Here is a 14,584-nt window from a genome sequence, read left to right as displayed (position 1 = left end):
GGAACGTTGAGGCCGAAACGTGGCTCAGTTTTCCATCAGCGCTTGGCTCACTATCCACTTGACGTTTACAGAAACCGTCAAATTTACAGCGTATCCCATCTTGCGCATATCCCAGATATCTTTTTCTGTATCTGGACGATCATCGTAAGCTTCACAAAGAATGTTATAAATCTGATGCAGCAAAAGGATGTGCCGATCTTCACTCTGATACCTAATGTACTCCTGATTTGCACGGAGAAAAGGGCCAACAGTACGAAGTTTCAGTTGTTTTTTTTCGACAAGGTAAGATCGTAAAGAACTTTCCCAGTAATCCATCTTTCTTTCCATGAACGATGATATATGTTCATGTGTGAGAACTGCGTTGAGCCATTGTACGAATGTATTCAAAAAACAGCGGATACGTGTCTGGTTTCCTCCCTCTTTCCACGTCCACTGGCCAGAGTCAAATTTGTACCAGTAGGCATATTTCAATTCTGTGTTGAGCGAAGTTGAAGTCAGAAGAAAACGAAAATATTGGGTGCCTCTAGTAGGATTCTTGAGAATCCACACATCCTCAGACCACATACCAACAAGTTGCTTTTGCAAACTGCATTGCTTTTCTACTGACCATCGGCATTCTTCACTCGGGGATGTCTCCATGTCTTCGCTCCCTTCCGTTCATGAGGGCCCTTTTCAGGTCTTCTGGTGAGAGTTGTAGGTAGGTATCATTCGTTGTTTGAATACTCACATGAGTCAACAAGCGTGACACAACCGCGATCGGGAGATTGTCGTCTCTAATCCAGGTGGTCGCTCGTGTGTGGCGAAACATATGTGGAGTAAATCTAATACCAGTCCGTTGGATCAATTTCTTTACCAGCGACATGACTGATGCATAGGTCATGGGATGTCCAATCTCTCCTGCAAACAAATTCACAAAGAGAAAGTCTGGGAGAGCATCAGCTTCCAGCGCTCCAAGGTCATCAATCAGGTAATCGGTGTAAAGACTCATCAGATCAGGTAGGCCAGGAATGGTGTGGGTATCGCGGGACTTGGCTCTTGCTCCATTGGGATTCCCATCACGCGGTACAATATGAATTTCCCCATCCTCTACATTCAGATCTTCGTGTTTTAAGCCCAAGCATTGGCCGACTCTCATCCCTGTCTGGTACATAAGCATGAGCAAAAATTTGTCTCGTGTGTGTGTACAAGCGGCAATGAGCGTTTGCACCTGTTCCTGGGTCAAGGTCTTGGGTTTGCGCCGTTCTCGTTTGACAGAAACGACTCGTGTGAACTCCGGCTTCGCTTTAGCAATGCCATGCAGAAATGGTTTGTATCGTCGCCGATACGGCATGGATAACTGGTACAAAGGCAACGCAGGAACCGTCCCCAGACGAGCGTGAAACACATAGAAGCACTGGACAGACCCAACCATTTGGTCAATGGTGGCGTTTGTACGTTTGGCTTGCTGCCACTCGATGGAAATGATCGAAGGATCAGGTCTGCGCAGCCAGGTAATGAAGCCTGCAAACTGTACAATATCTATCTCTGTCCAGCAAAGATGAGCGTCATGGAGGTATTCCCAGAATTGTTTGAGATGATGTGCAATTGTGCGGATCGTATTGGGACTCCGATCTAGGTCATCGAGGAACATGAGATAGGAGAGGATTGGTTGGATCGGAACAAAATCATCGTCAAGCACGACCCAACGAACCTGATCGGTGTTGGAAAGGCGTATCCGTTGTACCTTCACTGTCTACATCCCTTTCGTTCTGGAAATGGTTTATCTCTTTCATTCTACACAGAACAACCAAGGAAGATTTCTTTGCGTTCTCTACGTTGTGAGTGGGTGAGTTTCCTAGTCTAGATATTAGCGTTGAATGTCCGTGGGCAGGTCGAGGTAATCGAGCTTCCCGGCAACGACGCCACCCATGCCCGCCTCATCCTTGGGCCTCATCTTTCTGGACCTCAGGCCGACCTGATCCCTGTCGCCATCCACTTTGTCCCATCATCCAATCCCCATACTCCCAATATGCGCCTGGATATTGACACCACATCCATTCTCTTTCAAAATATTGAGGGACAGTTCCGTATGCATGTATAGTTAGTCCACAGAAATGGGAAGACACACGAGCATTTTCATGTTGACCAGAAGTGAATTTATTGATTAATAACAAAAAGGCTCAGTCAATAAATCCACTTCTGATCTTTAATTTCAATTGGTATATTCAATGATGCAAGGCATCTCCAACAAGTAGTCTCTTCCATATCATTAAAAGCTCCACAAGTGAAGCATATTTGTGTTAAAGCTAATCCGCATCGCAAGCAAGATTCTGCCCAAATTTCATTCTTTTGATTACAATTAGTGCATATATCGATAATAGAGACACCACATCGTTGGCAACTATCATAATCGAGAGGATTTCTTTCTCCACACTCGTAACATATCTGTTGAAGTTGTAAACCACATCGACTACAAAACTCCGCCTCAAAAGCATTCTTCTCTTTACAATAAGAGCATACTAATACCAACAGGGAAAAACATTTATGACATGCTTCTCTTTCAATAGAATTAAAACTTTTACAATTATTACAAATAATTACAGCAGGAAAGCCGCATTTGAAGCAAAAAACTGGCAGAGAAGCTGGAACGTTACAACTGGGACAATACATTGACTTTTTAGAGCCATGTATAGAATTTTTACTCGTTAACGTTTTGAGAATATGTCTAATTCCATGGCTAATATCAGTAAAAGCCGCATCACGATTTCGCCAAAGTGTTACTGGCTTTGCATCTTTTGGTAAACATTTAAGTGTATTAAATGGTGCATCTTCCCAGTTTATAGGCCGCAAAATAATAGGAACAACAACAGCCTCCTTCGCATCATGACGCTGCAATGCTTGTTTCATGAGCCGATAACACTGTTCGGAGTCTATGAAATCAGAACTGATGAGTAACAGAATAATATCAGCTTTATTCAGATGGAGTCTTGTTTCCTGCTCCCATTCCAAACCGGGACGAATAAGACTGTCATGCCATGCAATAATTAACCCTTGCCGCTGCATGATTCGCAGGTGCTTTTCTAATTCACTACATAAACTTTGGTCTTTGGGAGCATAACAGAAAAAAATCTCTATAGCATGCACACTATTCATATCTAGCTAGTTCTTTAGCAACTAAATACGCTCTCCAAGCCTCTCGCATCATTCCAAGTCCTTCAAGCGCCAAGCTTCTACCATAATGAGCAGCGGCCTCTTTAGGATTGAACTTAATCGACTGGTTAAAAGCCACTAAAGCTTCCTCATATCTTTCAAGCCCATTTAATACCATGCCCTTACCTGCATATGCATCGGATCTATTAGCCATACAACCGATAGCCTGCTCAAACACAACTAACGATTCGTCAAACCACTCAGATCTAGCAAGAATAAATGCTTTGCCAAGATAGGCTCCAATGTAGTCAGGGTTCAGTTGAATGGCCTGGTCAAAGATAGTTATAGCTTCTTCATGTCTTCCAAGCCGATCAAGTACTATTCCTACACTACAATAGATAGCTGCATCGTTAGGCCTTAGACCAATAGCTTGCGCAAAGGCAACTAATGCTTCGTCATAACACTTGAGTTTCTCCAAAGAGGACCCCATACCGAGATATGCACTGATTTCTTCAGGATCCAACGTGCTAGCACGCTCAAAGGCGAACCATGCATCCTCATAACACCCAAGTTCATAAAGAGCTAATCCTTGGCCTAAATAAGCCTGTATGTTCTGAGGAGAATATTTTATAGCCTGCTCAAAAACAAACCAGGCTGCCTCTTCATAGCGCCTAAGGGAGTTCAATGTCAACCCTTTACCAAGATATGCACTTATATCTTGAGCATCAAGTTGAATAGCTTGGTCAAAAACCACCAAAGCCTCTTCATACCGCTCAAGTACCTTTAACGTAATCCCCTTAGCGCTATAAACACCACCATTGTTAGGTTCAAACTCAAGAGCTTGTTCAAAAGCAGCTAACGCTTCCTCGAATCTCTCAAGTTTTCCGAGGGCTAAACCTTTACTTAAATATATGCTTGCATTATCAATTTTAAACGCCAGAGCTTGTTCAAAAACAATTAAAGCTTCCTCGTACCGCCCTAATTCTCCAAGAGCTAATCCTTCAGCCATCAGTTCCTGAGCTTTAATGGCATTAACCAATTCCATTACGGTTTTACGAATACCTCTCGCGATGTCCGCAAATGCAGCATCACGATTGGACCATTGACTTACAGGTTTCGCACCAGTTGGAAGTACATGTAATATGCTAAAAGGGGCTCCATCCCAATCCACATCTCGCATGATTATTGGTATTACACGTGTCAGGCCTTCTTTATGCCTCTCTAAGGCTTTTTCCATCTCCACGCTATAACAATAATCTGACGCCATAAAATATGAACTGATCAGCAGAATGATGATATGAGCGCTTTCTAACTTCACATCAATTTCTTGCCTCCATTCTGCTCCCGGGTTAATTTCTCCAGCAGACCAAGTCGTAATATTCGTCAGGCGTTTTAAATGAGCTAAATGTTTATCGAGTTCATCAAGGAGCGGCTTATCTTCGTGTGCATAACAATAAAAAAGCTTTAGCGACTCAATAGATTTTGCTGGCATAACTAGACTTTCTTATACCTAACCTTTCAGTATTGGAGGCGTTGCTACCATACCCTGAGACCTTGATGTAGCTATCCGTAATCGCGTCCCGTAGGGCCTCCTGATAACGCAGCTGTAACTTGTAGCGATGCAGTTGAAGGTGCTGCTCCGAGAGGTTCTGCATGGCCTTAAGGCGCCTTGCTTCCTCGTCCTTCCAAGTTGGTGGTGCCTATCCCTTATGCTCCTTTAGCTGTTATCTCAACGCTATCAAGTATTTATTAGGTCGCTCACTTACAATTGCATGTCGCCCTCTGTCATTTTTCCGATTTCCTGGCGCGTTTGTATCAGATAACTTGGCGCTCTTGGCTTGAGAGGCGTTTGCAGCAGATTGGCTTCTCTCATAAAATGCCACAGCGTTTTGTCTCATCTATTCAGCCCTTTGCTGGGTAGGTTCAAATGAGCAGGATTTCTCAGATAAAATGGCGCGTATCTCTCAGAAGCCGCTCCTAGAGCCGCATAATTCTTATGCAAGCATAAAGTGGCGCGAAGCTGAACTATAGACACAGGTTCGCGTCCAGGGCCACAGAGTCGATGCTGCGCCAAATTATGCGATAAAGCTCATCCTCTAAACGTGCTTGGCAGCGTGGCAAGTTTCTTGAGAAACCGCCAATTTTATCGGATAAATGACACCCTCGCGTGGTGGCTGCGGCAGAAACTTTTCATGGCGTTCCACAAACGCAATGGAGCCCTCGTCCTGAAGCTCAACATCACAAAAAATCTCCTCTTTGACCGTATCAACGACTGTTACTAATTTCATCGTACGAGCACCATGTTGTCGCAATGCATGCCCAATTGCCTCTTGTACACTCACGGCATGAATCAAATAGATGGGATTTTTCCTATCAGCACGTGTTACTCGTGAGGTTCGAAACTCAACATGATAAGGAATGACATCCTGGCCTGCGTCTTTGCGGAGCTGCGTACGGTGATGCTCGACCCAATTGGCGATATCGAGCAACCCTTGAGTACTTATACCAAGAGAAACGGTAGAAGAGGACGCAGAGAGACGATAGGTATCTGGCTCTGCTCCTGGGGTAATAGTGATTTCTGGCTCTCGTTGTTGATCCAGGTCGTGCATATCTTTCTCCTATCACCAAAAAATAACAACTCCTATTGGAGAGGCCATCCCCCATGTTCATGAATCGCATCATCGATTTTTGCCATCACGGTTATGGTCTCTGCGAGGGCTGTTGCCATACGTTGGTACTGCATAATATCTTCGAAAGTAAGACTATCTCCCTTGCGATCCTTCAACCATTTCTGACAAATTTGATAACCACCAACATGGAACTCCCAAATCTCAGGTTGTATGCCCTCAAAATATTGCGCCTTGTTGATCCAAACACGACCTTGACCTGGTGTATCAGTTCCCTGAGTGTAGCTGATTTTATCCACTATATTGTTGCCCGAGATAGGATATCGAACCGCAATGTCAGTGATACCTTTCATTAAATGCATTGCTACTAATCTAGCACCTAAGGCACATAATTCACGAAATAGCTCTTTGCTTGTAGGAAGAGGCAATCGTGGAAAATCAACTTTAAGAAATTCCGCGTAACGCTCTCGATACGATGGCGAGTAAAAAATAGCATACATGTAGTGAAAGATGTCTTCTGGACCAAACGTACGTTGAAGATCCCCCTTACCATCTGGGATGCTAAGCATCTTGAGTTTGGTTGAAGCATCTTTCACGAATTCTCCTGAAAGGTTCGCATTGCGACCACGAGTAGCGCCTATAGAGGTATCCAGATCAAATAGTGTGGGTGCTTTATTCGGACCTGAATAGAGATACAGGGGAGCGATATTTGCATTATCAGCAGAAGATAAGATTGTTTTATCGATAATATGATTTGCCACGAAAAAGTTGGAAACAATCTGCTCTCTACTCGCACGCATAAAGCATATGGCAATGTTACTGCCGTCTAGCATGTGATGCATAACTTCAGCTCGCGGCATGCAAATCAGGCCTCGGGAAACTCCAGTATAGTAGGTAAACCGTACATCAAAAGGCCGGTAGGTTATTTCTTGTACATTTGATTGCTTCAGCTCCGCCCGGCGTAGATCCTTTTGTGCGAGAGCCACCTGCCAATCACGAGAATCTCGGCCAAGATCGTACCTCTTACGTGCTTCCTCAACAGGAAGAGATACAAAGGTGTTCAAGACCTCCATTAATGCCGTCTTTGATCTTTGGATAGCAAGAGTATCACGAGCAGTATACAATCCGACCGAGTTCGTAGGCATGATCTCTGTCAGCTTCCATCCTCGCTCATACTCTTCAGCCTTATTTCTATCCTGAGAAAAAAAATAATAGAATGGACGCTGTGGAGTTAGCGTGGTCCAGGACGTTGTGGCAACATCATTGGTTACGAGCCAGTCATATTTGGAGGCTCTTGACCCCCACAAGTCAGCATGCAGAACGGTAGCATCCTGGCCGCTACTTTTATGCCGCTTGACAAAAATCCCAATGGCAACACCTTGCTGGATATCAAAAACATTCTGGTCTTGGGTACCAACAGGGGGCACTTCTTTTGGCTTTGTACTGCCATGCAAGTCAAGTAGATAGATATCATCAAAGGTACGCATCAAACTCTGGCGCATTCCAGGAAAAGTCGCATTGCGAAAATACTTATGGTTGGTGATAAAGGCAAGAATGCCATATCCTGTTTGTTCAATACGCCATTGCGCAAAACGAATAAATTTGACGTAATCATCTTGCAAGCCTTTCGGATTGCGCTCGCCTAAAGGCTTATTATCTACCTGATAATAGTCTCGTATTAACGAGGTTATCCATTTCCCTGTATTCGCAGATGCATAAGAATAAGGAGGATTCCCTAAGATGACCATCACAGGATAGGTTTGTTTGACCTTTGCCGCTTCATTTGCTTCGTCGGAAATATAACGACCAAAAAGAACATTTGAACGCTTAAATGCTTCATCTAACGTATTGGTAAGGTAAATACCCAGGCGTTCATTCGTCTTAAAGTCATATGCCCAACTTTTTCGCTCCGGCTCTGGGAAGTCTAACGCAGCTAATTGCATACCCAGTTTGAGGTGCGCCATAGCATAGGGAGCAACAAGCAATTCAAAACCGAAGAGGCGCGGCAGGAGGTAGTCCCTGACGTAACCAGACCACATGCCCGCATTGCCCATCTGGCGGTAGTTTTCACGAATATGAGCAATCACGCTATACAGAAAGGTCCCTGTACCTGTGGCAGGGTCAAGGATCATAACACGAGGTTTTCTCTCAACCTGCTCTTTTCCATGTTCATCCACATAGGAATAAGGAACAGATCCTGTATCCGCAAGGCCATCAGGGCAGTCAAAATGTTCGCGCAATAGATAGTCAACTGAACGAACAATATAGGAAACTACCGGCTCAGGCGTATAGTATACCCCACGCATCTCTCTCAATTTGGGGTCATACTGCGCCAAAAACGTTTCGTAAAAATGGACAATCGGGTCTTCCTGGCGCGTGCGCTTACCAAAATCAGCCAGCACCGCTTTCATATCAGTAAAGGCCAACACCTGGGCAAGCTCATTGACAAAACCAACAAACGGTTCATCATCCAGGTCAGGGCCAGCAATCGCACCAAAGAACCTCCGTAAGAAAGGGTTCGTACGAGGAATTTCTTTTACGGCATCTTCCCGGCGAAAAGGCTTCTCATTGTGATGGTTGCAACGAGCCGCAAACAAGCCATAGGCAATCGTTTGGGCAAACATATCAGCAAAGCCATCTGCCGTAAGATCAGGGAGTAAGAGTTCTTGAAAGACCGTATAGAGGTCTTTTATGGTATCCGAAGCTTCATTGGTCCGAAACGCATCAATAATGATGTCGCGAATCATATGGGCAAGACGAGCCATACGCTGAGCGAGCTCCTGAGGCTTCCGAATACGCTCACCACGGTGCTCAAGGAACAGGTGCAGCAGTTCTTCACCGAGCTTGACCCCATCTTTATCTAAAATAATTTTTTTATTATGGATGCTCCCCAGCCTGGCTGACATCCGTTTTTCTCCCTGGACATACCAGCGGAATTCCAGATAATCGGTCAGGATTAAATTATCCAGGGCGCGCAGATAGCGTTTGAGCTGCGCATCTTTCTCAATTTTATCCAGCGGAACACCCACATCTTTTGCTTCGATATAACCAATAGTAAGGTTATTGCGCTCAATAACATAATCTGGTGCTCCGCAGGCAATTCTCTTGGGCTCATTGGTTGCGAATACGCCGGCTTCTATCTGCTCCAAGAGATGCTTGAGAGTTCCTCGATAAGTATGTTCTGTGGCAAATCCCCTCCTATAGTTTTCTTCCACTGCCTCCAGATAAGCTCGCAATGCTATATTAGCCATATGGATCCCTCGCATAAACAAATACATGTATATATGCATTTACATTATTTTAGCCCCAATAATGTACCTTATAGAGGCACAAAAAGCAATGAGAGGTTTATCCGCATATGGGAAATACCAAGGAAGCAGGCTATGATATGCTAGCAGCAGTAATATGGAGATGGTATCCCTTTTCGTTGCTTGAAAAACGCCTGGAAAAAAACCGAGGCCCAGGCGTTCTTCTTTGTTTTTCGAGAGCGCTGTGTTCCGTCAATTGTCACCATCTGCAAAGTAACAAGCATCACCTGACAATACCTCCTTAGAAATGCCAAACACTCTATTCGCTTCATCGCTCTTTTCCCAACTTGTATCTTTTTTCAGCCTTCTTGTCTAGACAACCGAAACAATATATGGTACACTTGTTCAAATACAAATGAGGTAACTTATCTTTTATGAAGGGATAATAAATGGCAAAGATTAAAGAGGTAATTCGTACGTATCAAGCTCGCTGTGAACAAGCAGTGCTTCAAGCCGAGCCTGAAAGCGCTGAGTTTATGGCCTATACACCATTACTTGATGTATTCAAGAAACACCAAAACAATCCAGATCCAATTTTGCTCATGAGTAATTTGACGGCTGCGACAGTGCATCGCGCCTTGCCGCTGGCAGAGCGTGAAGTCCACGTGAAGGCACGGCAGGCTCAACAGATAGCGCAGACATTCGTGGGCGAGTTTCAACAAGATGCTGGTTTGGATGGTATATCATTTCGCGCGATCATTCACTAATGAAGGAACTATATATGGCAAAAACAAAAAACAACGATGTCAGCGTAGTTGGTCTCATCACACTCCTGCTCTTTGTGGCACATCTAGTCATCATTGCTGGTGATGTTCAAACCATCATCGATGATCCCAGCAAAGAGAATAAACCCGCTGAAGTACTCAAGCTCGCCTTTGACTTCACCCGTTACTTTGGTTAGCAATTGAGAGAGTGAGCAATGATGAACCACCTCTCTCGCTATTCCTACACTTATCTGATGACCATGGTTTCCACTGCTTAACCTCGTCCAATGGACAAAACAATGAGGAAAACACGCAATAAGTGGCGCCAGGGAATGGAAGTACCTGGCGCCACTTATACTGGTTGCAAATGCATTCCAACTCATTTGCTGGCCTATTGTACCAGATTAGCGCGTATCGTTCTATCAACCAAGAACCATCTGCGGTATATAAAAAGCCTCACTCATCAAGCAATCGTTACCACCAGCAGAGTTGATCAGGTGCTCACAATTGGTCCCCTCTCACGGAAACGCACTCATGACACCGACGCTCGGCAGATTTGTCAGCAGCAGGTGTCATGAGTGTTGATAGATCAGCGAACACCATTAGGGAAAAAGCTTGCGTTGCGGGTCAAGGTAGAGCACCAGGGCTTCACTAGCCTCATAGGCAGCGCGCACCCCATAGACCGCACGCAACTGCTGGATCTGACGCGCCACCGCCTCGGGCAAGCGATCGCAACGCTCCTGCAAGCGGCGCTGCACCTCCGGATCGGGCTGATCACCGGCCAGATCCTGGCGAATGAGCTGTTCAATGTAACCACTACGGTTGCTCGTGTGGGCCGCGAGTTGCTGGAAGACCTGCTCATCAAGGGTAATCTCTAGGCTATGGCGCAACGCCGCTCCTTCTCCCCCTTTGCGCGGCCGACCCACGCGTTTCTGCTTGGATGGTGAAGTCAGCACGTGAGGACGATCCGCAGGCACTGCCTGATCAGGGCGTGCCACTGGCGAGTGCGAAGGGGCAGGCCTGGCCTCCGGCCCACGGATCTCCGCCTCATCCTCCTGAACAGGTTCCGACTCTAGAATTTCACCTGTCTCAGGGTCTACCATCCCATACCAGGCTGTCACCGGCGAGGAGACCATCGTAAATCGCCCCTGCTGCTGGCCAGGCACAGCAATATTTTCCATCACGCCACCAACCAGGTAGAGCGCCTGCTTCGCCCGCGTGAGAGCTACATATTCAATGTTGCACTCCTGTTGCTGCTGCCAGGGCAGCTTCGCGGCCGGATGGGGCATCAACTGCGTTTCGATGAGATACACCGTCTCATATTCCGAACCCTTGGCCTTGTGGACCGTAGAGAACAGCACGCAGCCCTGGGCCTGCTCGACGAAAAAGCCCTTCACGTAGTTCTCGTAGCCCTCCAGCGTGCCCTGCTCCTGATTGTCCAGATAGGACCGGTAGAGGGCCAGCAACGTCTCCACGTTGTCATTGACACTGGCCACCTGAAGTTGGGAGTCGGGGATATCAGCCAGGATGCGCAACTGGTCAGTGCGGTATGTCTCCAGCAATGTGGCAAGTTGCCTGAAGGCCTTCGGAACATCCTGCGTCACCTGCTGCACGATCTCCAGCAGAAAGCCAGCGATATCGCGGCCCAAGACCTTGGCCGGTGTCCCCTGACGCAGCAGCGCCAGGCAAGCCGTCACCAGTGGTGCATTGGTGCGGCAGAGCACCAGATCGCCGGGTTGCGCCTGCGTCAGAAAGCGATCGGTGGCGATAACCTTGAGGGTGCCCGGTTTAGCCCACGGGGCGGGCTCGATCTCCGGGACCAGTTGACGCGCCACCTCCAGATGGGACGCGGGACAGCGATAACAGATCCACAGGGGCAACACCTGCGCGTGCGTGCGCGCCAGGATCGTCGCGATACTCTCGGTATCCGCGCCATTGAAACCATACATGGCCTGGTGCTCATCCCCGACGAAAAACAGGCGGCCACCGCGGCGCTTACAGCAGCGCAAGAGCAGCTCTAACTGCGCCCGATTGAGATCCTGCGCCTCATCCACCAGCAGCAGATCAAAAGTCGGCAGCTCCGCCGGCAGGTGTGCGGGATCAATGATAGCCGGGAGCCACACCTGATCCACGAAATCCACCAGGCCCGTATTGCGATACACCTCCTGGCTCCGCTTGAGCACAGAGGACACCCCTGGCAGCATGCGATGCCAGCGCACGTCTGGATCATCGGGATCAAAACCGATCTCGGGATAATGTTTGATGAGCTGCCGGAGCAGCCGCTCGTCATCGGCAGGCGTCAGCGTCCGGCGCACAAACTGGACCAGCTTACGCAGTTGACGCTGATTGAGTAGCGTCTGCTTGAGGCGGGTGGTCTCGTAGTACTCCTGACACAGCAGCGTATATTTGTCGCCCTTACGATCCAGATTCTTGGTCGCCAAACAACGGTAGCCCAACGAGTTAATCGTGCAGCACTCCAGGGTGATCCCTACCTGACCCAGACGCTGTCGGAGGCGACGCGTGCGGATCTTCTTGCCAAACTCCTCGACCACCGAGGTATTGAAGGCCGTCACCAGCATGCTGCTCCCAGGGGGCAGCAGATCTCCACTGGCATAGAGCTCCAGTGCCTCCAGCAGGGTCGTGGATTTGCCTGATCCCGCAGACGCCTTTACCAGCAAGTGCCCTGCTTCACGCTGTAGGTAGTCAAAGATCGCCTGCTGATATCTGCTCGGTTGAAATACAGCCATAGCCTATCTCTCCTCCATTTTCATCTTGCCATAACTATAATTTCATCCGGGTGAAATTGTCAAGGGGTACCCCATACACGGGATGGCAACAAGGGAATGCGGCTGCTACACGCAGCGCGCTCATCAGGCACCAGGAGACCGAGTGAGGCATCACACGCTGGCAGACGAGCCCGCAACAGCATGGCGCCGGGCGCGTGAAGAAACCGGCGGCGAAGCGCACGCTTGACGCGGAGGGTAGACTCGCCAGAGCGAAGCGAGGTCGGGTTGGTAGACACGCTCATCAGTATACCAATCGACCTCGCTTCGGCGCGCAGCGCTCACCCTCCAGCGTCAAGTGCGCCGGTTTTAGCGCCCGGTGCCTACGGGCCGCCTCATCAAACACCATTGTCCGGGGTAGCACGCCCCCTATCCTGCTGTAATAAATTGTATATGTGACTTAAGACTTTTGTAAATTCTTTACTGATGAGCAGATGAAATAATAAACAAACACAAAGTACAAGTACGGATACCACAAACAACACAATTCCCGCGATAAGCCAAAAGTGAGCAGCCACCATGACAGCAGATAATCCACCTGCAATGATAGACACAAAAGCAAGTTTTTCGTGAACTGGGCTATATCCATAGCTGTCATCGTTATTCTGTAATCGCGTAATATAGAGAAATCCAGCAGCGCAAGGCAGCGAGAACGCAAAAGCTAACCAAGATACATATAAGAATATATCTTGAGGTCGCCCTACCGATGTAAGAACTTGTAAGAGAACAAGATCGAGAACAGCAATACCACCAACATAAATCACATCACTTCTATAACTTTCCTTTCGGTTGTGACCAACAGTGCGCCCATCTTGAATGATTGCTTGTATTTTTGGAATAGTTTCATCAGATGCTCCCAGATCTTTCAAAATCTGAATAAATGCCTCATCGTCTTCAGGCGTTGTCTTTCCTCTCAGTTGCCGCAGCAGCGGAAAAGGTAATCTCCTCACCACATAAAAAAAGGATCGACGCGGAGAAGAGAAATCAGGCCGTACTGGCGCATTCAGTTGACCTTTATCGGACAAGAGACCACCTCCTCATAATACCTTGAACCAACTGTTCTATTTCACCCGGATAGAATCATAATTCTTCCGGGTTATCGCTCTCGAGCAGGTCAGGATTATCATCTGGCCCTGCTGGCTCTTGGCTGATCTTGCCCAGCGCCACCGTATACAATGGCCCTTTGGAATCCTCACGCCAGCGGTACTTGACATAGGGACCCCAGTAGGCCAACTGCACCACCTCTTGCACCTCCTGTGGCAGGGGATTGCCTGGCCGCACCCCACGGAGCGCCTCTTGCACCTGTTCCGGCGTGGTGACGATCAGCTCTTCAGGGATGGGCTGCCCTTCCTTGTGCAGGTGGACCGCATCGAGCAGCGCCATCATAGCCGAGGACAATGCCCGTTTGCGAATCGAAAAGGTTTCAAAGTAGCCATTGCCCGTCGTGAGCAGCTGACGAATGCGGCTCAGGCGCTCTTCCCCGTCAGACAGGTCTTGGCGAGCGCGCTTCACGTCACTGACGAGCGTCATCTGTTGGCGCTCATCCAGACTGGCATAGAGATCATGCATAAAGTCATCACGGAAAATGTCCAGCTCCAGCCAGGCCACCAGCTGCAGGACTTCCTGGAGCGCCTGCAGTCGGGTCACCAGTCGTCGCCGGCGCAAGACGGCCAGTGTGGCCTGCAGGTGCTCAGCATGCTTGACACGCCCAAAGCGCTCGCCAAAGACGCGCTGCGCCTCCTCCTCTTTGGCTACCAGGTCCTCCCACGTCCCCATCAAGACGGTGGCACGCCTGGCAACCTGCTGCATCTGCTCAACCAGCGGCGGCAGTTTCTGATAGAGCGCCTCCGCCTCGTCGATCATCACATCTAACTCATGCGGATCGCCGGGCTGCCAGTGCTGGCGGCGACGGGGATCACTGCGGGCAACTTTGCGTGGCGCCTGTGGATCATGCCACTTGCGACGTCGTGCCATGGTTTCCTCCGAGTTGTGATCAGAATATTATAGAACATACACAATAATCATCAGTATAC

Annotated in this window: 13 protein-coding genes; 3 read left to right on the top strand and 10 right to left on the bottom strand. The window is 48.1% G+C overall.

Translation table 11 applies throughout. The features are described 5' to 3' along the window. Positions 1-24: 24 nt before the first annotated feature. Together AABA21_RS38915 and AABA21_RS38910 are read right to left on the bottom strand one after the other, a co-directional pair. On the bottom strand, positions 25-639 hold the full coding sequence (locus AABA21_RS38915) for a hypothetical protein (protein ID WP_338258577.1): 615 nt from the start codon (positions 637-639) through the stop codon (positions 25-27). Next, a complete protein-coding gene (locus AABA21_RS38910; protein WP_338258576.1) occupies positions 620-1,729 on the bottom strand; it encodes a tyrosine-type recombinase/integrase in 1,110 nt (369 codons plus the stop codon). Before AABA21_RS38910 ends, AABA21_RS38915 begins: the two co-directional genes overlap by 20 nt. Positions 1,730-1,852: 123 nt before the next feature. On the opposite strand from AABA21_RS38910, the gene AABA21_RS38905 reads away from it, so the two are divergent. Then, positions 1,853-2,080 (top strand): hypothetical protein, encoded by a 228-nt coding sequence (locus AABA21_RS38905; protein ID WP_338258575.1) that lies wholly within the window; start codon positions 1,853-1,855, stop codon positions 2,078-2,080. Positions 2,081-2,163: 83 nt separating this feature from the next. On the opposite strand, the gene AABA21_RS38900 is transcribed toward AABA21_RS38905, so the two are convergent. The 5 genes from AABA21_RS38900 to AABA21_RS38880 form a co-directional block, all read right to left on the bottom strand. Further along, a complete protein-coding gene (locus tag AABA21_RS38900) occupies positions 2,164-3,132 on the bottom strand; it encodes a toll/interleukin-1 receptor domain-containing protein (protein ID WP_338258574.1) in 969 nt (322 codons plus the stop codon). Then, complete coding sequence (locus tag AABA21_RS38895; protein WP_338258573.1) at positions 3,125-4,621, bottom strand: tetratricopeptide repeat protein; 1,497 nt, start codon at positions 4,619-4,621, stop codon at positions 3,125-3,127. The genes AABA21_RS38900 and AABA21_RS38895 overlap by 8 nt, the downstream gene beginning before the upstream one ends. Beyond that, a complete protein-coding gene (locus AABA21_RS38890; RefSeq protein WP_338258572.1) occupies positions 4,602-4,784 on the bottom strand; it encodes a hypothetical protein in 183 nt (60 codons plus the stop codon). Before AABA21_RS38890 ends, AABA21_RS38895 begins: the two co-directional genes overlap by 20 nt. A gap of 441 nt (positions 4,785-5,225) precedes the next feature. Next, on the bottom strand, positions 5,226-5,738 hold the full coding sequence (locus tag AABA21_RS38885; RefSeq protein ID WP_338258571.1) for a hypothetical protein: 513 nt from the start codon (positions 5,736-5,738) through the stop codon (positions 5,226-5,228). Between the two features lie 32 nt (positions 5,739-5,770). Further along, the gene (locus AABA21_RS38880) at positions 5,771-9,007 is read right to left on the bottom strand and encodes a type ISP restriction/modification enzyme (RefSeq protein WP_338258570.1); all 3,237 of its coding nucleotides are present in this window, start codon (positions 9,005-9,007) and stop codon (positions 5,771-5,773) included. A gap of 446 nt (positions 9,008-9,453) precedes the next feature. Here AABA21_RS38880 and AABA21_RS38875 point away from each other — a divergent pair, with 446 nt between their 5' ends. Continuing rightward, positions 9,454-9,771: a hypothetical protein gene (locus AABA21_RS38875; RefSeq protein ID WP_338258569.1), complete on the top strand. Its 318-nt coding sequence runs from the start codon at positions 9,454-9,456 to the stop codon at positions 9,769-9,771. A 14-nt stretch (positions 9,772-9,785) separates the two neighbouring features. Then, the gene (locus tag AABA21_RS38870; protein WP_338258568.1) at positions 9,786-9,965 is read left to right on the top strand and encodes a hypothetical protein; all 180 of its coding nucleotides are present in this window, start codon (positions 9,786-9,788) and stop codon (positions 9,963-9,965) included. A gap of 405 nt (positions 9,966-10,370) precedes the next feature. On the opposite strand, the gene AABA21_RS38865 is transcribed toward AABA21_RS38870, so the two are convergent. From AABA21_RS38865 to AABA21_RS38855, 3 genes are all read right to left on the bottom strand, one after another. After that, a complete protein-coding gene (locus AABA21_RS38865) occupies positions 10,371-12,515 on the bottom strand; it encodes a UvrD-helicase domain-containing protein (protein WP_338258567.1) in 2,145 nt (714 codons plus the stop codon). A 374-nt stretch (positions 12,516-12,889) separates the two neighbouring features. Further along, positions 12,890-13,576 carry a hypothetical protein gene (locus AABA21_RS38860; protein WP_338258566.1) on the bottom strand — a complete coding sequence of 229 codons (687 nt, stop codon included), beginning with the start codon at positions 13,574-13,576 and terminating at the stop codon, positions 12,890-12,892. A gap of 55 nt (positions 13,577-13,631) precedes the next feature. Next, the gene (locus AABA21_RS38855; protein WP_338258565.1) at positions 13,632-14,525 is read right to left on the bottom strand and encodes a hypothetical protein; all 894 of its coding nucleotides are present in this window, start codon (positions 14,523-14,525) and stop codon (positions 13,632-13,634) included. Between the last annotated feature and the right edge of the window lie 59 nt (positions 14,526-14,584).

The sequence above is a fragment of the Dictyobacter halimunensis genome (genome assembly GCF_036245075.1).
The sequence above is the reverse complement of the archived record's forward strand: the minus strand, read 5'-3'. Positions and strand labels throughout refer to the sequence as shown.

Coding starts and splice junctions, on each gene's coding strand:
- AABA21_RS38915 (WP_338258577.1), bottom strand. CDS start 639: ATGGAGACATCCCCGAGTGAAGAATGCCGATGGTCAGTAGAAAAGCAA.
- AABA21_RS38900 (WP_338258574.1), bottom strand. CDS start 3,132: ATGAATAGTGTGCATGCTATAGAGATTTTTTTCTGTTATGCTCCCAAA.
- AABA21_RS38895 (WP_338258573.1), bottom strand. CDS start 4,621: ATGCCAGCAAAATCTATTGAGTCGCTAAAGCTTTTTTATTGTTATGCA.
- AABA21_RS38890 (WP_338258572.1), bottom strand. CDS start 4,784: ATGCAGAACCTCTCGGAGCAGCACCTTCAACTGCATCGCTACAAGTTA.
- AABA21_RS38885 (WP_338258571.1), bottom strand. CDS start 5,738: ATGCACGACCTGGATCAACAACGAGAGCCAGAAATCACTATTACCCCA.
- AABA21_RS38880 (WP_338258570.1), bottom strand. CDS start 9,007: ATGGCTAATATAGCATTGCGAGCTTATCTGGAGGCAGTGGAAGAAAAC.
- AABA21_RS38875 (WP_338258569.1), top strand. CDS start 9,454: ATGGCAAAGATTAAAGAGGTAATTCGTACGTATCAAGCTCGCTGTGAA.
- AABA21_RS38870 (WP_338258568.1), top strand. CDS start 9,786: ATGGCAAAAACAAAAAACAACGATGTCAGCGTAGTTGGTCTCATCACA.
- AABA21_RS38865 (WP_338258567.1), bottom strand. CDS start 12,515: ATGGCTGTATTTCAACCGAGCAGATATCAGCAGGCGATCTTTGACTAC.
- AABA21_RS38855 (WP_338258565.1), bottom strand. CDS start 14,525: ATGGCACGACGTCGCAAGTGGCATGATCCACAGGCGCCACGCAAAGTT.